Annotated in this window: 19 protein-coding genes and 1 tRNA gene; 12 read left to right on the top strand and 8 right to left on the bottom strand. The window is 44.7% G+C overall.

Annotation, left to right across the window (positions count from 1 at the left end):
- Together ABLA76_RS03295 and ABLA76_RS03300 are read left to right on the top strand one after the other, a co-directional pair.
- Positions 1–941, top strand: a 941-nt coding sequence (locus ABLA76_RS03295; protein WP_348986852.1) for a TraI domain-containing protein, incomplete at its 5' end; no start/stop codon positions are given.
- A 154-nt stretch (positions 942–1,095) separates the two neighbouring features.
- Positions 1,096–2,103 carry a site-specific integrase gene (locus ABLA76_RS03300; protein ID WP_348986853.1) on the top strand — a complete coding sequence of 336 codons (1,008 nt, stop codon included), beginning with the start codon at positions 1,096–1,098 and terminating at the stop codon, positions 2,101–2,103.
- Positions 2,104–2,455: 352 nt separating this feature from the next.
- Here ABLA76_RS03300 and ABLA76_RS03305 read toward each other — a convergent pair.
- The 5 genes from ABLA76_RS03305 to aspA form a co-directional block, all read right to left on the bottom strand.
- Positions 2,456–2,531: transfer RNA gene (locus ABLA76_RS03305), tRNA-Phe, on the bottom strand.
- Between the two features lie 129 nt (positions 2,532–2,660).
- Positions 2,661–3,233 carry a transcriptional regulator gene (locus ABLA76_RS03310; protein WP_047766671.1) on the bottom strand — a complete coding sequence of 191 codons (573 nt, stop codon included), beginning with the start codon at positions 3,231–3,233 and terminating at the stop codon, positions 2,661–2,663.
- A gap of 24 nt (positions 3,234–3,257) precedes the next feature.
- Complete coding sequence (locus ABLA76_RS03315) at positions 3,258–5,030, bottom strand: protein-disulfide reductase DsbD (RefSeq protein WP_348986854.1); 1,773 nt, start codon at positions 5,028–5,030, stop codon at positions 3,258–3,260.
- A 144-nt stretch (positions 5,031–5,174) separates the two neighbouring features.
- Positions 5,175–6,476 carry an anaerobic C4-dicarboxylate transporter gene (locus ABLA76_RS03320; protein ID WP_348986855.1) on the bottom strand — a complete coding sequence of 434 codons (1,302 nt, stop codon included), beginning with the start codon at positions 6,474–6,476 and terminating at the stop codon, positions 5,175–5,177.
- A 140-nt stretch (positions 6,477–6,616) separates the two neighbouring features.
- Positions 6,617–8,041 (bottom strand): aspartate ammonia-lyase, encoded by a 1,425-nt coding sequence (gene aspA / locus ABLA76_RS03325; RefSeq protein ID WP_348986856.1) that lies wholly within the window; start codon positions 8,039–8,041, stop codon positions 6,617–6,619.
- Positions 8,042–8,420: 379 nt separating this feature from the next.
- On the opposite strand from aspA, the gene ABLA76_RS03330 reads away from it, so the two are divergent.
- The 4 genes from ABLA76_RS03330 to ABLA76_RS03345 all read left to right on the top strand — a co-directional run bounded on the left by ABLA76_RS03330 (position 8,421) and on the right by ABLA76_RS03345 (position 11,576).
- Positions 8,421–8,963, top strand: coding sequence for an FxsA family protein (locus tag ABLA76_RS03330; RefSeq protein WP_348986857.1), 543 nt, complete (start codon positions 8,421–8,423; stop codon positions 8,961–8,963).
- 175 nt (positions 8,964–9,138) lie between these two features.
- A complete protein-coding gene (locus ABLA76_RS03335) occupies positions 9,139–9,432 on the top strand; it encodes a co-chaperone GroES (protein ID WP_047766676.1) in 294 nt (97 codons plus the stop codon).
- 58 nt (positions 9,433–9,490) lie between these two features.
- A complete protein-coding gene (gene groL, locus ABLA76_RS03340; RefSeq protein WP_047766677.1) occupies positions 9,491–11,137 on the top strand; it encodes a chaperonin GroEL in 1,647 nt (548 codons plus the stop codon).
- Positions 11,138–11,234: 97 nt separating this feature from the next.
- Positions 11,235–11,576 carry a DUF4156 domain-containing protein gene (locus tag ABLA76_RS03345; protein ID WP_348986858.1) on the top strand — a complete coding sequence of 114 codons (342 nt, stop codon included), beginning with the start codon at positions 11,235–11,237 and terminating at the stop codon, positions 11,574–11,576.
- A gap of 137 nt (positions 11,577–11,713) precedes the next feature.
- Here the strand turns inward: ABLA76_RS03345 and epmB are convergent, their stop codons facing one another.
- Positions 11,714–12,745, bottom strand: a complete 1,032-nt coding sequence (gene epmB / locus ABLA76_RS03350) for an EF-P beta-lysylation protein EpmB (protein WP_348986859.1) — start codon at positions 12,743–12,745, stop codon at positions 11,714–11,716.
- Positions 12,746–12,785: 40 nt separating this feature from the next.
- Here epmB and efp point away from each other — a divergent pair, with 40 nt between their 5' ends.
- Together efp and sugE are read left to right on the top strand one after the other, a co-directional pair.
- Positions 12,786–13,352 (top strand): elongation factor P, encoded by a 567-nt coding sequence (gene efp / locus ABLA76_RS03355; protein WP_047766680.1) that lies wholly within the window; start codon positions 12,786–12,788, stop codon positions 13,350–13,352.
- Between the two features lie 203 nt (positions 13,353–13,555).
- On the top strand, positions 13,556–13,870 hold the full coding sequence (gene sugE / locus ABLA76_RS03360) for a quaternary ammonium compound efflux SMR transporter SugE (protein WP_047766681.1): 315 nt from the start codon (positions 13,556–13,558) through the stop codon (positions 13,868–13,870).
- 39 nt (positions 13,871–13,909) lie between these two features.
- Here the strand turns inward: sugE and ABLA76_RS03365 are convergent, their stop codons facing one another.
- The gene (locus ABLA76_RS03365) at positions 13,910–14,122 is read right to left on the bottom strand and encodes a helix-turn-helix transcriptional regulator (protein WP_348986860.1); all 213 of its coding nucleotides are present in this window, start codon (positions 14,120–14,122) and stop codon (positions 13,910–13,912) included.
- Positions 14,123–14,340: 218 nt separating this feature from the next.
- Between ABLA76_RS03365 and ABLA76_RS03370 the strand changes: the two genes are divergently transcribed.
- Positions 14,341–14,511: a helix-turn-helix transcriptional regulator gene (locus ABLA76_RS03370; protein WP_047766683.1), complete on the top strand. Its 171-nt coding sequence runs from the start codon at positions 14,341–14,343 to the stop codon at positions 14,509–14,511.
- A gap of 277 nt (positions 14,512–14,788) precedes the next feature.
- The gene (locus tag ABLA76_RS03375) at positions 14,789–15,577 is read left to right on the top strand and encodes a sulfite exporter TauE/SafE family protein (RefSeq protein WP_348986872.1); all 789 of its coding nucleotides are present in this window, start codon (positions 14,789–14,791) and stop codon (positions 15,575–15,577) included.
- A gap of 65 nt (positions 15,578–15,642) precedes the next feature.
- On the opposite strand, the gene ABLA76_RS03380 is transcribed toward ABLA76_RS03375, so the two are convergent.
- On the bottom strand, positions 15,643–16,593 hold the full coding sequence (locus ABLA76_RS03380) for a nucleoside hydrolase (RefSeq protein WP_047766684.1): 951 nt from the start codon (positions 16,591–16,593) through the stop codon (positions 15,643–15,645).
- A 433-nt stretch (positions 16,594–17,026) separates the two neighbouring features.
- On the opposite strand from ABLA76_RS03380, the gene ABLA76_RS03385 reads away from it, so the two are divergent.
- Positions 17,027–18,328: an FAD-binding oxidoreductase gene (locus tag ABLA76_RS03385; protein WP_348986861.1), complete on the top strand. Its 1,302-nt coding sequence runs from the start codon at positions 17,027–17,029 to the stop codon at positions 18,326–18,328.
- A gap of 47 nt (positions 18,329–18,375) precedes the next feature.
- Positions 18,376–18,756: a cupin domain-containing protein gene (locus tag ABLA76_RS03390; protein WP_285809660.1), complete on the top strand. Its 381-nt coding sequence runs from the start codon at positions 18,376–18,378 to the stop codon at positions 18,754–18,756.
- The last annotated feature ends 1 nt before the right edge of the window (position 18,757 follow it).

Raw genomic sequence — 18,757 nt, forward strand, 5'->3', positions numbered from 1 at the left:
CCCATTTTGCCCGCCAGCCTGCCACACCACAACAATTACCCGAACAACAATCGGAAGTCATTCGTGACAGCCGGGGCTATTTCCGGCCGCAATCCGCTGACGAGTTACTGGCCACCTCCCTGCGCCGTCAGTGTCTTCAGCAATTATGGCAAAACAGTGCCCTGCCCGAAGGGCTGTATCAGCGTTTTTATCTCGCGCCGGTGAAGCAATTGCTGGGCAGTGTGCAGCAGGTGCCCGCCACACCGGAAGGCGACTGGTCAGGGGCAGGGGGATTTGCTGACCTGACGCTAAAGTTTACCACCTGTGCCGTGCGGCTGGCGAAAGGTCATCTGTTCCCGCCGGGGGTGGCACCGGAAACGCAGGCGGCACAGAGTCTGTTATGGCAGGCGGTGGTGTTCTGGGCGGCATTGTTTTATCACCTGCCATTGTTGCGGCAACTGGACGGGGAGCTGGAAGACGGACATCACTGGCAGCCGGGGCTGTGGATGCCCGCACGTCGCTTTCGTTTCCGATTCCGGTCATCCCTGCCAGATTTGTCTGTGCCACTGGAAGCCATGATGGCCGCCCGTTTACTGCCGGAAGAGGCGGTGAGCTGGTTATTTCTGGTGCCGGAAGCCTGGCACTGCCTGGCCTTACAGCTGGGCGGGCATCCCTCCGCCGTGCCGTTAGTGGATTCGCTGCTCCAGGAGGCCGCCACACAAGTGCAGTCCCCGTTGCTGAAACCGGCTGCATCTTCTGAGCCGCCGTCGGCAACCTTAGTACCAACAGGTTCTGATGGGGTTTCGCCGTTTCCCGTATCAGCCACTTTATCCTCTGTCGGTCAATCCACATCTGATGACACACAGACATTATTGTCATTATTTCAATCAAATGATGAAGTTTCATTGTCAATTGATGTAAATGAGAACGATAACGATTTGAAATTGAACAAACATCCGTGAAGGAAGCCAGAAAGTGTTGCTCCCACCGGGAGTCAGTCGTCATGATATTAACAGTGAAATAATTTCGATTGGTGACGGGTTTTCCGGGGATTTATTGGCTGCTTAATAGACCACCCGTAAGCAGTATTGCCATGTTGTTGATAACAGGAAAGAGATGATGTACGCAGAAGTAAAAATGGACTGGGAAGCATTACTGGAGGAATACTTTTTCTCGCATATGTTACGCCCGGCATCAGAATGGAGTTATAAGAAAGTGGCTAAGGGGTTTTCTCAATTTTTGGGCGAAGCGGTGCCGCCTGAAAGTGTTACCGGGCGGGATGTACTCCGGTGGCGGCGCTATTTACTGAATGAAAAAAAACAATCCTGCCATACCTGGAATAATAAGGTGACCCATCTCCGGGCTATTTTTAACTTTGGGATAGAGCAAAAGTTATTACCTCAGACAAAAAATCCGTTTCTGGATGCCGCAGTCAAAAAAGGGAAGAAAAAGAAGAAAATTCTGAGTAAGCCCCAGCTGACCCGAATTTACCTGGTGATGCAGCAGTATGAACAGGAAGAAAAATCCGGCGTGAAACCCCGCGGAGGGCGCTGTGCGTTATATCCTACTTGGTACTGGTTGACCGTGCTGGATACGTTCCGATTAACCGGCATGCGCCAGAACCAGTTGCTGCACCTGCGGCTGCGGGATATCAATCTGGAAGGCAACCATATTGAATTGCGTACGGAAGGCAGTAAAAATCACAGTGAGTGGCGGGTACCGATGATCCCGCCACTCAAGCCCCGCCTGGCGCAACTCCTTGAACGCGCGAAAGCCTGTGGGGCGAAAGACGATGATCCGCTGTTTGATTTAACCCGTCTGAGTTTTCGTTACCACGGGCGGATGACCAGTTACCAGTATAACCCCGATAAAGAAAGGCAGCATATTCGTTCTTTCTTCAATCGCTTGTCGAAAGCGTGTGGTTTTGCCGTCTCTCCCCACCGTTTTCGTCATACCCTGGCAACGGAGCTGATGAAAGCCCCCGACCGTAATCTGCAACTGGTCAGAGGCCTGCTGGGGCACCGCAGTCTGGCGACCACGATGGAATACATTGATATTGATATGGAAATCGCGGGTAAAACGCTGGAAAGCGAGCTGGCGATATATCTGGATCTGTCGGTGTAAAGAGAAAGAGAGTATCAGAAAAAAACAGGGCGGGTTTCAATCAGGGTTTAGGAGGATGGAATTGATTGAACTGCCCTGCATCAACAATAGATGGTATGAAAAGATTATTGATACCGGACCGGCATCCCGCAAAGTTTACACCTCACTTGACATCAGAATCAATTACTGAAATCATTACCTTGCACGAAAAAGAACGCTTGCAAGTGCAGGCGCTCTGTGTTCTTTATTTACGGCTTTTTAAACACTGAGTAGGCAAATCGGAATACCCATTGTTTAACATTTTCTTAACGGCCATAAATTTTAACTTACTTGTTAAGTCTATGATAACTAAAACAAATGAGCCTTAAAATTTTGGTGCCCGGAGGCGGAATCGAACCACCGACACGGGGATTTTCAATCCCCTGCTCTACCGACTGAGCTATCCGGGCTAACGGGGCGCATTAAACCGTATCCAGCCCAATCCGTCAAACACTTTCTGCGAAAAAACCACGAAAGATGATTGATTGCCGTGTTTTTATACCAACTTAGTGTGGTAATTCAGCTAATGCCGTTTTTTATTAACTTAACGCCCCATTTTTTCGGCATTTTGCGATGGTTAGAATATCTTGAGCCAGGATTTTCGCAATGATCACATCTTCAAGGTCTCTTTTCACTAATAACTTACTGAGACACCCCTCAAGGATCAGTTCCATCTGTTGGGCAACTTGCTTACTGTCGTCAATATCAAGTTGTTGTAATAATTCTTCCGTGTAATGGAAAGAGTTTTGTTTTTGTAATTCTGCTAATTGATGGATTGGATGGTCAACGTCAGGAAAAGCGCTGCAAGCAGCGATAAACAGACAGCCTGGATAACGTTGTTCTTGTACTTTTTCTTTGAGAGCGTCGTAGCGTGCCAGTAATTTTTGCTCAGGATTTAAGGATTCATCCAATAGAGTTTGACGCTGCCAGATTTCAATTTGCTGACTGTGGTAGCGCAGGCCGTCGTAGAGTAAGGCTTCACGATCAGGCCAAAAATGTTTTATATGGTCGGTATCAATATCGAAAGGCGTTAAAAGTGTCTCCAGTGTCGCTGACAGGCCATGTTTTTCCAATAAACTCAGGACATGTCTCAGTACATATTCACGTTGCACAGTGGTTCTCCTTCCAGATTATTTTTATTGTCGATGTTGTAATTGTTTTACATGCTGGTCAAAACGTTGAGCATCCATGAATCCATTGATTCGCTCACTGGTTAGCTCTTTTCCCTTATCGAAAAACAAGATAGTGGGGAGTCCCAGCACTTGCAGTTTTTGCAACAATTCTTTTTGTTTTGGGGTGTTATCCGTGACATTTGCCTGTAACAAGAGGAATTGACTTAATTGTGCCTGTACTTTTGGATCACTGAAAGTATATTTTTCAAACTCCTTACAGGCTACACACCAGTCAGCATAGAGATCCAACATAATTGGTTGATGATGATTTTTAGTCAGAATTTGACTTAACTCTTGCCAATCAGAGAGTTGTTGAAATTTTAAAGTGTTTTTTTGCTGTTCTGCCGCAGGGCTTCCCCATACCCAATTTTGCAAAGGACGTGAAGCGATAAGTACCAGAGCCAGTAAGATGACTTGTAAAGTCCGTACCCAGCCGTTTTTGCTGTTTAAGGTTAATGCGAACGCCCAACCAAGGAAAGAAACTGCCAATAGGCTCCATAATCTTATGCCCCATGTGTCACCAAGTACGCGTTCCAGCAGGAAGACGGGCAGAGCCAAGATAATGAATCCGAAGGCTTCCTTGACGTATTGCATCCACGGGCCACTGCGTGGCAGGAGTTTGTGACCAAATAGTGTGACGGCGATAAGCGGTAAGCCCATTCCTAGGGCGTAGAGATACAAAGTTAAGCCGCCGACCACGGTATTACCGCTTTGAGCGATATAAAGCAAAATAGCACTGAGCGGTGCGGTCGTGCAGGGAGAGGCGATTAACCCAGCTAAGGCTCCCATTACGAATACGCCAATGTAAGAGCCGCTTTGCTGTTGGTTGCTCCAATCCGCGAGGCGAGTTTGGAGTGAAGAAGGAAGCTGTAAGGTATATAGCCCGAACATGGATAAGGCGAGCAAAATAAACAGCACTGATAGCCCTACGAGAATGTAAGGATTTTGCAGGGCAGCTTGAAATTGCAATCCAGCCGCTGCGACGACTAAACCCAGTATTGTGTAAGTGAGCGCCATCCCCTGAACGTAACTGATGGCGAGCCAAAAGATCTGTTTCAGGCTTTCAGGACGTTTTTGACCCAAAATAATGCTGGAAATCAGCGGATACATGGGCAGTATGCAGGGCGTAAAAGCGATACCAATGCCAATTAACAATGCCCAGAGTGGCGAAAAGGGCACATCATGGGATTCGGATGGTCTATCGCCCTGTTGCAAAGGTGCTTGTAAGGAGCCGTCTTCTTTATTTGTCGCTATGTTGGTTGGTGTCGCGGTTTCATTGCCTGAGAGGGGAGAGGCAGCAACGGCTTGCAATGGTACGCCTAAGGTTTCAGGTGGATAACAATAACCCGCTTCTGCGCATCCTTGATACGTGACCTGGAGAGAGCCGGCGTTGGTGGCAGATAGGATGGGAATATCAATCCGCGCCGATTGAAAATAGACTTCTGTCTTACCAAAAAACTCATCTTCATGATCTACACCTTTGGCGTATGTCATTTTACCCAACGATGCCTCTTGATTGGGAACGATGTTGAACTGTTTTCGATAAAGGTAATAACCGGGTTTGATCTCCCAGTTCAGCGTGAGTTTATTTCCTTGTTGCTGAAAATCAAACATGAATGCCTGATCAGCAGGAAGGTAGAGACTTTTCCCTGGTTGTTCAAACAGTGCGCTAGCTTTGTTAGGCGACAGAGCGATACTGCTGAACAGCAGAAGCAACATAAGAATACGTTTCATCATAAGATAATCTTTAGCCTGCCTGTATCGTGGGTTTGATCCCTAATATTAAGACAATGCAGCGTTTTTTACAGGAAAAGATGTGTCAGGAAGATTTCAGGGGCTGGCACGCCCCTGAAATGATGACAAATAATCGAAATGGTGAAGCTACAAGATAATACCACCAAACAGGAAACCGAATGTGACCGCCAATACAACGGCAAGAGTACCCGGAATAAAGAAGGGATGGTTGAAGACAAAACGCCCGATACGGGTGGTTCCGGTATCATCCATCTGTACGGCTGCAACCAGTGTCGGATACGTTGGCAGGATAAACAGGCCAGATACCGCAGAGAAAGAAGCGATCGCCGTTAATGGCGTGACATTCAGTGCCAGAGCCATTGGCATCAGTGCCTTCGCTGTTGCGGCTTGTGAATAGAGCAAGGCTGAACAGAAGAAGAAGATGACTGCCAGCAGCCACGGTCGGGCGTGAATTAAACTACCTGCGGTTTCTTTGATCCAGCCAAGATTGGCCTGTACAAAGGTATCCCCCAGCCATGCAACCCCTAAGATACAGATACATGCGCTCATGCCAGCTTTGAAAGTGCTTGAGTTCAGGATGGCATCGGTATCGACGGAGCAAATAATGGTGGTGAGCGTAGCGACACTGAGCATGATGATCAAAATCGCATTGGTGGTATTCATCAGAGGTTTTTCAACCAGGCTGACACTCGGGCTATTAATAATCGCATAAATGACCACACCAACAACACCTAGCAGGAACAACAGTACAGAGCATTTTGCTTTGGGTCTGATTTGAATCTGGCTGGCACCACGCATTTCTATCAAGCCCTCTTCAAGGCGTTTTTGATAAACAGGATCATTCGACAGTTTTGCATCAAAAAGCCATGAAATAATGAATGACATGAGGATGATGGCACAAAATGTTGAAGGCAGTAATACCATTAACAGGTGGATATAGCTGATGCCTTGGCCTTCCATAGTCGATGCCATATAAACAACTGCCGCAGAAATAGGTGAAGCCGTGATCCCGATCTGGGCAGCGACAACGGCAGTAGAGAGTGGACGACATGGTTTTATGCCTTGCTCTTTGGCAACTTCTGCAATAACAGGCAATGTTGCCAGTGAGATGTTCCCCGTACCTGCAAATAGTGTCAGAAAATACGTGACGATAGGTGCAAGAACTGTGATGTATTTGGGATTCTTGCGCAGTAATTTTTCAGTTTGTTGAACGAGATAATCTAGTCCCCCCGCCACTTGCATAGCTGAAATTGCAGCAATGACGGCCATAATAATTGAAATAACGTCAAATGGAATACTGCCTGGTTTAACACCGATGGCGGCGAGGACGAGAACACCCATCCCACCAGCAAAGCCAATACCTATTCCCCCTAGCCGTGCCCCTAAAAAAATGGCCAGCAGAACAATAACCAATTCTACGGCTAACATGTTAAATACTCCTTCATTTATTTAGTATTATGAAAATCTATGGTTAATAATTTGTGTTTGCGGAAAATTAAAAAGGCACGCTTCCGGTTGGAATAGCGTGCCTTAATAATTAAGACGAACTCGTTATTATAATCATTTAATTAGTCATCAAAACGTTTTGCTTTATAAGTTGGATGTTTTAGGTTCTCAACAGAGAAAATATCATCTAATTCAGCTTCGGTCAGTAAACCGCGCTCAAGCACGACTTCACGAACGCTCTTGCCTGTTTCAGCACAGATCTTACCCACGATATCGCCATTGTGGTGGCCAATAAATGGGTTCAGATAAGTCACGATCCCGATAGAGTTGAATACGAAGTTTTCACAAACTTCTTTATTGGCAGTAATGCCGCTGACGCATTTTTCAACTAAATTACGGCATGCGTTGTTCAGGATAGACATAGATTCAAACATAGCCTGACCAATCGCAGGTTCCATTACGTTAAGCTGTAACTGGCCTGCTTCCGCTGCCATAGTGACACAGATATCGTTACCGATAACTTTGAAGCACACCTGGTTAACCACTTCTGGCACAACGGGGTTAACTTTTGCTGGCATGATGGAAGAACCTGCCTGCAATTCTGGCAGATTAATTTCATTCAGGCCAGCACGAGGGCCGGAAGAGAGCAGACGCAAGTCGTTACAAATCTTGGACAGCTTAACGGCCAGACGCTTCAATACGCTGTGAACCATGACGTAAGCGCCACAGTCAGAGGTGGCTTCTATCAAATCTTCTGCTGGTTGGCAAGGCAAACCTGTGACTTCGGCCAATTTTTCAACGACCAGTTTTTGGTAACCTGGTGCAGTATTTAAGCCAGTACCGATAGCGGTAGCGCCAAGGTTCACTTCCAGCAGCAGTTCTGCCGTGCGGATAATGTTTTTGATCTCTTCTTTCAACAGCACAGAAAAAGCACGGAATTCTTGGCCCAGTGTCATGGGGACAGCGTCTTGCAGCTGGGTACGGCCCATTTTCAGGATGTCATCGAATTCAACTCCTTTTTTGTCGAAGCCCTCTTTCAGCAATTCAATGGAATCAATTAAATGCATCAGGGAGTTATAAACAGCAATGCGGAAGCCTGTAGGATAAGCATCATTGGTTGACTGGCTTCTGTTCAGGTGATCATTTGGGTTCAGGTACTCATATTCACCTTTTTGATGTCCCATCAACTCCAGGCCGATATTTGCCAGCACCTCATTCGTGTTCATGTTGAGTGAAGTACCGGCACCACCCTGAAAGACATCAACAGGGAATTGATCCATACATTTGCTTTTAATGAGAACTTCATCACAGGCTTTGACAATGATATCTGCCACTTTTCCAGAAATAGTATGGAGTTCTTTGTTTGCCAGTGCCGCAGCTTTCTTCACCATCACCATGCCGCGGATGAATTCAGGCACACTGTTGATGGTACGGTCACTAATATAAAAGTTTTCAATCGCACGTAGAGTGTGAATACCGTAGTAGGCTTCAGCAGGAACTTCTCGTTTACCTAACAGGTCTTCTTCGATACGAATGTTGTTTGACATGAGAACCTTCTTAAAATTGGATACGTTTTTTGACTGTTCTATTACGTGTTTGTTGGAAAATAATGTTGCCGCCAACAATTTCCCTGATATTAAACACTTATCATGAAATTGCTGGCGCGATCATATGTGGATTTGTGAAAAATGCCTTGAACCTGGATCACTTTATAGTGTTATTTTATTGATGAAATAGCATATGTGTGACTAAGGTCACGATTACGGAGGGAAAAAGTTAAGAGTTTGAAGTATTGAAAACGGTCACGATTATCCCCACATGTGTTATCTAACACCATATTATGTGATCTAACCCGATATTAGGTGTCACACAGAGTGTGAATGGTCGAATAGTGTGAACCTTCAATAATAATGAAAGGAGAACCACGTGCGTTGGCTCCCGCTTATCCTTATATGCCTTCTGGTTTACATCGAGTCTGTCTTGTTTGTTCGGATTGCCTCTGAAGTTGGGGTCTTGTTGACTCTGTTATTGGTTATTCTTACATCTTGTCTTGGTGTATCCCTCGTGCGTAATCAAGGCATCAAGAATTTTATCTCTATGAAGCAAAAACTCGCCGCCGGTGAGAGTCCTGCAGAAGAAGCTGTTAAAAGTGTTTCTCTGGTCATGGCTGGATTTTTGCTGATATTGCCCGGTTTCTTCACCGATTTTCTCGGATTACTGCTGTTATTGTCTCCCGTACAGAAACTTCTGACCGCGAAGTTATTGCCTCATATTAAGTTTTACCGTCCGAATACTTTTTATGGTTCCGGTAATTATAGTCATCATAATGGCGGTTCTGGGCAGAGCGGGCAGACTTTTGAGGGAGAATATGAGCGTAGGCAAGATGGCGACTCCCGTATATCGAATGACCAAAAATCCGCAGAGCAAAAGCATTATGGTGAGTCTGGCAGTGAGCGCAATAAAAAATGATTGCCACTGTGCTGGCTGAAATTTCAGTAAGTAAGAAAAAAGTAAAATATTTTTGTTACTCACCCTTGAAGTCATGATCTCAAGCCCCAATTTGTAGCTTCATGATACTGGTTCTGTTGGGTTCTGGTATCAATCCTCTTACCTGATATGGACTTTATTTATAGGAGATCTATCGATGAACATTCGTCCATTACATGACCGCGTTATCATCAAGCGTACAGAAGTTGAATCAAAATCTGCTGGCGGTATTGTTTTGACGGGCTCTGCTGCGGGCAAATCTACCCGTGGAAACGTTTTGGCAGTCGGCAATGGTCGCATCCTCGAAAATGGGGAAGTGAAGGCGCTGGATGTAAAAGTGGGTGATACCGTTATTTTTAATGAAGGTTACGGCGTTAAAACAGAAAAGATCGATAATGAAGAAGTATTGATCATGTCTGAAAGCGACATTCTGGCAATTGTTGAAGCGTAATTGAGAATTTTATTACGCTTAGATCTTCTTAATTGAACGAATTTAAAGGAAAGACACAATGGCAGCTAAAGACGTAAAATTTGGTAATGATGCTCGCAGCAAAATGTTACGCGGTGTGAATGTACTGGCTGACGCAGTTAAAGTCACTCTGGGACCTAAAGGCCGTAACGTAATTTTGGATAAATCTTTCGGTGCACCTGTTATCACTAAAGATGGTGTGTCTGTAGCACGTGAAATCGAATTGGAAGACAAATTCGAGAACATGGGTGCGCAGATGGTTAAAGAAGTCGCCTCTAAAGCCAATGATGCGGCAGGTGATGGTACTACTACTGCAACAGTACTGGCTCAAGCCATTGTCACCGAAGGTCTGAAAGCTGTTGCTGCTGGCATGAACCCAATGGACCTGAAACGCGGCATCGATAAAGCGGTTGTTTCTGCCGTTGAGGAACTGAAAAAACTGTCCGTACCTTGCTCTGATTCCACTGCTATTGCACAGGTTGGTACTATCTCTGCAAACTCCGACGAAACCGTAGGTAAACTGATCGCAGAAGCGATGGATAAAGTCGGTAAAGAAGGTGTAATCACCGTTGAAGAAGGTACTGGTCTGGAAGACGAGCTGGATGTTGTCGAAGGTATGCAGTTCGACCGTGGTTACCTGTCTCCTTATTTCATCAACAAACCAGAAGCCGGTGCTGTTGAACTGGAAAACCCATACATCCTGCTGGTTGACAAGAAAATCTCCAACATCCGTGAACTGCTGCCCGTTCTGGAAGGCGTTGCTAAGGCAAGCAAGCCTTTGATGATTATTGCTGAAGATGTTGAAGGCGAAGCACTGGCAACGCTGGTTGTTAACAACATGCGTGGTATCGTGAAAGTTGCTGCGGTTAAAGCACCTGGCTTCGGTGATCGCCGTAAAGCAATGCTGCAAGATATCGCTACTCTGACTAACGGTACTGTTATCTCAGAAGAGATTGGTCTGGAGCTGGAAAAAGCGACTCTGGAAGATCTGGGTCAGGCAAAACGTGTTGTTATCAACAAAGACACCACAACTATCATTGATGGTGTAGGTGAAGAAAGCACAATTGCTGCACGTGTTACTCAGATCCGTCAGCAAATCGAAGAATCTACTTCTGATTATGACCGTGAAAAACTGCAAGAGCGTGTCGCTAAACTGGCAGGCGGTGTGGCTGTCATCAAAGTAGGTGCAGCAACTGAAGTTGAAATGAAAGAAAAACGCGCTCGCGTTGACGATGCACTGCACGCAACTCGTGCGGCTGTAGAAGAAGGTGTTGTTGCTGGTGGTGGTGTTGCTCTGGTTCGTGTTGCCAGCTCGATCTCTGATCTGACTGGTGATAATGAAGATCAGAACGTCGGTATCCGTGTTGCACTGCGTGCAATGGAAGCGCCAATGCGTCAGATCGTAGATAACTCAGGTGAAGAACCTTCTGTTGTTGTCAACAACGTGAAAGCGGGTAAAGACAACTACGGTTATAACGCTGCAACTGAACAGTACGGCGATATGATCGAAATGGGTATCCTGGATCCAACTAAAGTAACCCGTTCTGCACTGCAATTCGCCGCGTCTATCGCTGGCCTGATGATCACTACCGAAGCAATGGTGACTGAACAGCCTAAAGATGACAAAGCTGACTTAGGTGCTGCTGGCGGCATGGGCGGTATGGGTGGAATGGGCGGCATGATGTAGTGCTGGCATTGACCATCCCATAAGGGTAAAACCCTTAAAGGCGAGCAGGGAAAACTTGCTCGCCTTTTTATTGTTCCTATAACTAATGAGGGAAGTTATGAGAATTAAAATTTTGTTTGGTGCGTCAGTATTACTGTTGGCTGGGTGCACAACAACTCATCAATTAACCTCCGCTGGCGCTAATGTGCGTTTTGCGGACACTCAACCAGGTAGTGAATGCCAGCGGTTAGGTGAAGTTACTGGCACGCAAAGCAACTGGCTCAATGGCGTTAGCAATGAGAGCAGTTCTATGCGTAGCGCAGCCAATGACTTACGTAATAAAGTGGCTGAAATGGGCGGCAATGTTATTTATGGGATAAATAGTCCATCAGAGGGATTGCTGGCTAGTTTTATCCCCCTTGATAGCAAAATGGTTGGTCAGGTCTATAAGTGCCCTTAGGTATTAATAGATGGGGTTAGTGGGAAAGTGGTTTGGGCAATGCCCAGAAAGAATTTCAGTTTCTGTGCGCTGCCCATTTAGAAGAGCTTAATAATGAAGGAATTAACCGGATCAGTGATCGATTGGCATAGGAACTATCACTCGTTTTGTGCTAGCCCTAAATCCAGCGGGGTTTTGCTTGGCTCGCCACCAATTTCCCTGGTCAGGCCCGGAACCAGATAACCGGATACTTTAGTCAATAATTTTCGCATAATAGCTTTTGCCTCTTCATCGTCCACGAGAAAATGTGCGGCACCTTGAACTTTATCCAGAACGTGAATGTAGTAAGGTAATATGCCTGCGTCAAAGAGTGCATGACTTAAGTCAGCCAAAGTATCTGCATTATTATTGACATCACGTAACATCACACTTTGATTCAGTAGTGTCACTCCAGCTTGTTTTAGCCGCATCATACTTGTGCGGAACGCATCATCAATTTCATTTGCATGATTGATATGGGTCACCATGATCACCTGCAAGCGAGTTTGTGCTAAACGGTTACACAGTGAAAGCGTGATTCGATCAGGGATCACAACCGGCAAACGCGTATGGATACGTAACCGCTTAATGTGTGGAACAGATTCAAGACGGCTGATTAACCAGTCAAGTTCATGATCCTTAGCCATTAATGGATCACCACCAGAGAAGATAATTTCGTCGAGTTCAGGGTGTTGTTCAATATAATCCAGAGCAAGCAGCCAATTGTTTTTATTGCCTTTATTATCCCCATAAGGGAAATGGCGACGAAAACAATAGCGACAATTAACCGCGCAGCCCCCTTTGACCAATAGCAGGGCTCGATTGTGATATTTATGCAATAGACCTGGAACAACACTGCGTTGTTCATCCAATGGATCAGTGGTGAAACCAGGGGATATCGCAAATTCTTCCCGTGAGGTCAGGACTTGTAATAGAAGAGGATCACGGGGATCGCCTTTTTTCATTCGTGTTACAAATGCTCTTGGCACACGCAGAGGAAATAAGCGTTTTGCTTCATTGCCTTCTTGCAGCTTCGTATGTGTGTTTAAGGATAATAGTTGCAACAACTCATTGGGATCAGTAATAACATCCGCGAGTTGTTGTAGCCAGACTTCTCTGACGGGGTGAATATGGGTTATAATGTGTGCCATTTTTTGGCTAAGCCATTTTGTTAAAAATTAGAGGATCTCCATGGCTACTTATAGTACCAATGAATTCCGTTCAGGTCTTAAAATCATGTTAGATGGCGAGCCGTGCGCTATTCTTGACAGTGAATTTGTTAAACCAGGTAAAGGGCAGGCATTTGCCCGCGTTCGTATTCGTAAACTGATTTCGGGTAAACTGCTGGAAAAAACTTTTAAATCAACAGATTCTGCTGAAAGTGCGGATGTCATGGATGTCAACCTGACTTATTTATACAACGACGGTGAATTTTGGCATTTCATGAACAACGAAACTTTCGAGCAGCTGGCTGCGGATGAGAAAGCCGTTGGTGACAATGCAAAATGGCTGATCGATCAGGCAGAATGTATTCTGACTCTGTGGGATGGCCGTCCCATCGCTGTAAATCCACCAAACTTTGTTGAACTGGAAATCGTTGATACGGATCCAGGTCTGAAAGGTGATACTGCGGGTACTGGCGGTAAACCTGCAACCTTGAGCACCGGCGCTGTCGTTAAAGTCCCTCTGTTTGTACAGATTGGCGAAGTGATCAAAGTTGACACCCGTTCTGGCGAATACGTTTCTCGCGTGAAATAATCGCGTTTGCTATTCTAAAAAAACCGCAGCCTCTTCGTCCAGAGGTTGCGGTTTTTTTTGTTATAACTCTTTGGTTATTATTATTGCAGCTATCAGATCGGGTAGCTATAATCCAGTTTCATTTCTTATCGTTATCCTGGACGACCTGGATAAACGTCATCTCATCGGGGACGGCCCCCTTGTCATCATATAAAGGGAAAGACATGTCTTGGTTGATCCTTCTTATTGCGGGTTTGTTGGAAGTCGTGTGGGCGGTGGGCCTAAAATATACCCACGGGTTTTCACGCTGGGTGCCGAGTTTAATGACGATCAGCGCGATGGTGGTCAGCATGGGGTTACTCGCCTATGCCATGAAAAATCTACCGGCAGGAACTGCCTATGCCGTGTGGACAGGTATTGGTGCGGTAGGTACGGCGATTTTCGGCATCATGGTGCTGGGAGAGTCTGCAAATTTCACGCGGATATTAAGCCTTGGCCTGATTGTGATTGGCATTATTGGCTTAAAGTTGGCGAGCTGATTACTTATAAATAAACCCAGCGTAGTGCTGGGTTTATGATTATTTCTTTTCATAACGAGAAGGCCATATTTCTTCTGGCGTGCGTCCCAGCGCTGCTGCAATAAGACGCTCACCTTTTGGCCTGTGTCGTTGCAATGCATTGGCAAGAGTTGATGACGCCAGCCCTGCTGTTCGGGATACTTCTGACAGTGTTGTCCCGCGTTTTTTCAATTCGGCGATGATATCAGCAGAATGCCAGTCTTTTTTTTCCATCCTTAAACTCTCCAGTTATCAATAATCTTTTTGATTAAAAAGTAAGTGAGTATTCAGTAGACTATAAGTCACGCATCATAGCATAACTTCAGCTGAAACGTGACTCATAGTCCGTGGTCGGATAAGTAACATGAATCGATACTTATCGGATGAAAAAATCGAACAACATCAGATCCCTTTTTGGTCAAAGAATTAGGTATCTCAGGAGAGAAGCTGGAATGTCACAAGAGGCTTTTGCCGATAAGTGTGGACTGGATCGCACTTATGTCAGTGGCATTGAACGTGGTGTCAGAAATCCTACCTTGGAAATTATTTATGTGATAGCAAATGGATTACAGATTGAACTCAGTGAATTATTCGATTTCGGGACAATACACCCTCCCCGTTAAAACCAATGGTCAAGATAAAATACAGATCGTTAGAAATATAAATTTCACCAACTCATCTCCTATGTTTCCATCTTCTTTACTTTAAATTGCAAAGTTGCAGCCAATAAAGCTGCGACTTGAAAAAATCATGTTTCCTTGTCGTTTGGCCTGAGCACCAAACTGAGAAATATATTCTATTTTTGAATATGGTATTTATTTTTGTCATATTAGGAAGTAAGGCTTGCTGAAATTTGGCAAGAAAATGCTCTTTGATTAGATATCTGCTGGGAACAAAATGATGTTAGTGATCCCTGAACTTGCGATTGGAGCGATTGTGGGTTTGATTATCAGTACTACCGGTGTTGGTGGTGGGGTGATAGTTTTGCCGATCCTGACCTATTTTTTTGGATTAGATGTATTAGTGTCTGTCGCTACGGCTAATTTTCTTTCCATGTTGATGAAAATATCATCTTCTTATATGCACTTTCGCATGGGAAATATTCCCTTACGCCAATCTTTGATTATTCTGCTGATCATGATACCCGGTACGGTATTGGCCAGTTATGGCGTCACAATGCTGAGTCATTTAAGCCATAATCGGGTACAACTTGAATGGGAAATTAATTTACTGGTTTTGTTGGCTATCTTGTTTTCCCTTTATCTTTTTTACCGCCGAATACGTCAGCCACAGTTATACAGGAACCAAACACAACCACAATTACAATCTGGGGTGATTAAGCCTTTCTTGCTGCCTGGTACGGGAGCTGGATTGGTGCTTGGGGCGACAGGAGTGGGTGGTGGCATAGTGGTATTGCCACTGTTGTTACGCTATGGGCAAATGCCGATTAAACAAGCGGTTGGTGTTTCTCTTTTTATCACAATGATGTTATCGGGTTCATCTGCTTTTGCTTATGCCTATGGAGGGCATACAGATTGGAAACTGGCGTTGGCATTGTTTGTTGGCTCTTTGCTGGCTATCCCTTTTGCCAGTTATTTGATAAAGCATTTATCTGACAGAGCACTACAATATGCCACACTATTCCTGATCTTATGTAGTGCTGTGTTGATGGGTATCCGGTTAGTTTGATAGAAATTCTTGTGACTATTGAGGCAGAGAGATAATCTCAATAGTCAAAGAATAAATTAATAATATCAGTAAGTTGTTTCACCAATATTTTTCAGGGCATCAATCACTAATTGCCAGAATTTGGCGTGATCCAATTTGACAGCAACTTGCGTATGGCAATCTTCAGGTGGTGGAAAACGGAAATCGGCAACTGTCATTCCTGTGGTTAAGTTTCCCATCAGTTCGATATTAACAGGGACTTTTTGGGTCGTCATAACATCAGGATCGATCACATAGGCTACAGCACAGGGATCATGCACAGGAGGATAGCCAAATCCCTGATGCTCACGATACCTGTCACCATAAAATTTCAGTGCATCCAAAACGAATTGAGCGGAACGTGTCTTAATCCGGGCGATTGCCTCGATAATTTCAGGTGTTGCTTGCGCTTGATGAGTGAGATCTAAACCGACCATCGTCAGCGGCCATTTTTCATTAAAAACAATGTGTGCGGCTTCTGGATCGATCACGATATTGAATTCTGCAACTGCGCTTCTGTTTCCTTTATGATAGCCCCCTCCCATTAATACCACTTCTTTTACACGCTCAACAATTTGTGGTGCTTTGCGTACAGCCATAGCGATATTCGTCAAACCCGCCGTGGGCACCAAAGTGACACTTTTGGGTGGGTTTTCCATAATCACATCAATAATGAGATCAACTGCGTGGCGCGCATCCAGTTTCATATTAGGTTCAGGAAGAATAGGGCCATCCAGACCCGTTTCACCATGAATGTCTGGCGCGGTATTGATCTCCCGAACCAGTGGACGGTGGCAACCTGCTGCGAAAGGAACGTTATGAATATTAGCAATGCGTGCAACGCAAAGCGCATTGCGGGTGACTTTATTCAGGGTTTGATTACCAACAACTGTCGTGACAGCCAACAATTCAATATTGGGGTTGCCGTGGGCAAGCAGGAGAGCAATGGCATCATCATGCCCGGGATCGCAGTCAAGGATCATTTTCTTGGGTAGCATATTTATTCCTTTACAGTGGTTATGACCTTCATTTCTCAAGTTGCTGTTTTGTCGGCTGCAACTCGAAACCTATTAAGTACATATGTAAATATTTACGTTCAGAATAATTTACTAACAGAAAAAATTCCTTCCAACTCCATCACAAAATGAAAACGCAAAATATGCAATCTGTTAACAATCGTTTTAATAATTGTGATTTAATTAACATGAAAACAACAAAGGGTTTGAGCATTTCAGGTACATATGATTCATATACATACCAGACATGAAATGCATGGATGTTTATTTTTATTAATTTATTAATATTTTGTTATTTATTGTTTTGTTAATACACCTGAACAACTAATGTTCAAAAAATGTAATAAACACCCCTGATGAAAGGAGTAGCAAGGTTACACCATCAGGGGATAAGCAGATGCTCATGGGGTATAACATGAATAATAAACTTGATTCATTAACATATTATACGGTAACGAAAAAATATGATCTTCGTTTTCCAATGCTGACAGAAGATCTGGATGTTGATGTCGTTATCATTGGCGGCGGTTTTTCCGGTATCAATACCGCATTAGAGCTGGCAGAAAAAGGCATCACCAATATTGCTATTTTGGAAGGCCGGATGTTGGGATATGGCGGTACAGGCCGTAATGGTGGACAAGTGATGACGGGTATTGGTCATGATTTGGATAAGATCAAACGCCATGTGGGTAAAAAAGGCCTGGAAACTATATTTAAAATCAGTAGTTTGGGGGCTGAAATTATTCGTGATCGAATTGCCAAATATGATATTCAGGCTGATTTCTGTCAAGGTTATGCCTATCTTGGCTGGAATTCTCGACATGATAAAACCCTGCATAGTTGGTTACAGGAATTTCGTTCGGCTTCCCCTGAGAAAGAAATTGAGCTTTATACGGGGGCAGATGTTAAAAAAGTCATTGGCTCAGACCGTTATACCAGTGCACTAAAACATATGGGGGGTGGGCATGTGCACTCACTCAATTTGTTGCTGGGAGAAGCCAAAGCTGTCACTGAGCATGGTGTCAAAATTTTCGAAAACAGTCAGGTTGTGAGCGTAGAGTATGGTCCCAGGGTCACAGTACGTACAGTAACAGGATCGGTTCGTGCCAATAAGATGCTGTGGGCATGTAATGCCTTTTTGGATGGACTCGAACCGACTATTTATAGAAAAACAATCAATACTTATGCTTTTCAATTGATGACAGAAGAATTGTCGGACGATTTGATTGAAAGGATCAGCCCAATTCGTGGGGCATACAGTGATATTAGTCCGGTCATTGATTACTACCGTGTTACCAAAGAAAATCGCCTGTTATATGGCAGCGCGACACACTTTCTTGAATATATCCCTTCCGATTTAAAAGCATGGAATCGCAATTTCATGCTCAAGACCTTCCCTTATTTGAAAGATGTGGAGATAGAGCTGGCATGGGGCGGGCCATTATGTTGTAGCGCTAATCTGTTTCCGCAAATGGGTTCTCTGCCTAATCATAAAAATGTGTTCTATGTTCAAGGCTATTCGGGATTTGGGGTAACGCCAAGCCACATTATCTGCAAAATTCTGGCTGAGGGAATGAGCGAAGGCTCGGAGCGTTATTCGCTACTGAGTTCGATTCCCCACCCCGATATTATCGGGAAAGATAAACTGAGAAATGTATTGCTCTCTGTCGGTAAAACCTGGCACCAGGCTTCAGGTTACTGGAAAGGGCGCCGTTAGTTTTTCTTTTTCCATTTTTGGAACGGTCACAGTTAAAGGTAAAAGTTATGATAAAGCCATTATTATTAGATAAAGCGCTGCCTGAATTAATGCCAATTGGCAGTGTCACCAATCTTGGTTCTGTTGTGGTGGAAGGTGATCCGCAGGCAAGTGTAGCCATGATCCACGGGGAACCATCAGATAATCTGACTTGTGGTATTTTTGCCTGTACCAAGGGTAAATTTAAAATGATCTATCCCTTTGATGAAATGGCAACAGTGCATGAAGGTTCAGTGAAGCTGACTGATGTCAAAACAGGGGGGATGGTTGAATATCATAAAGGCGATTCGTGGTTTGCGGTAAAAGGGAGTGAAGTATTGTGGGAAATCACCAGCGAACGTTTCGTCAAACATTATATGGCTTGTATAAACGGGCAATTGCCTGACTAAA

The organism is Xenorhabdus sp. SGI240, assembly GCF_040081915.1.
GTDB lineage: Bacteria > Pseudomonadota > Gammaproteobacteria > Enterobacterales > Enterobacteriaceae > Xenorhabdus > Xenorhabdus bakwenae.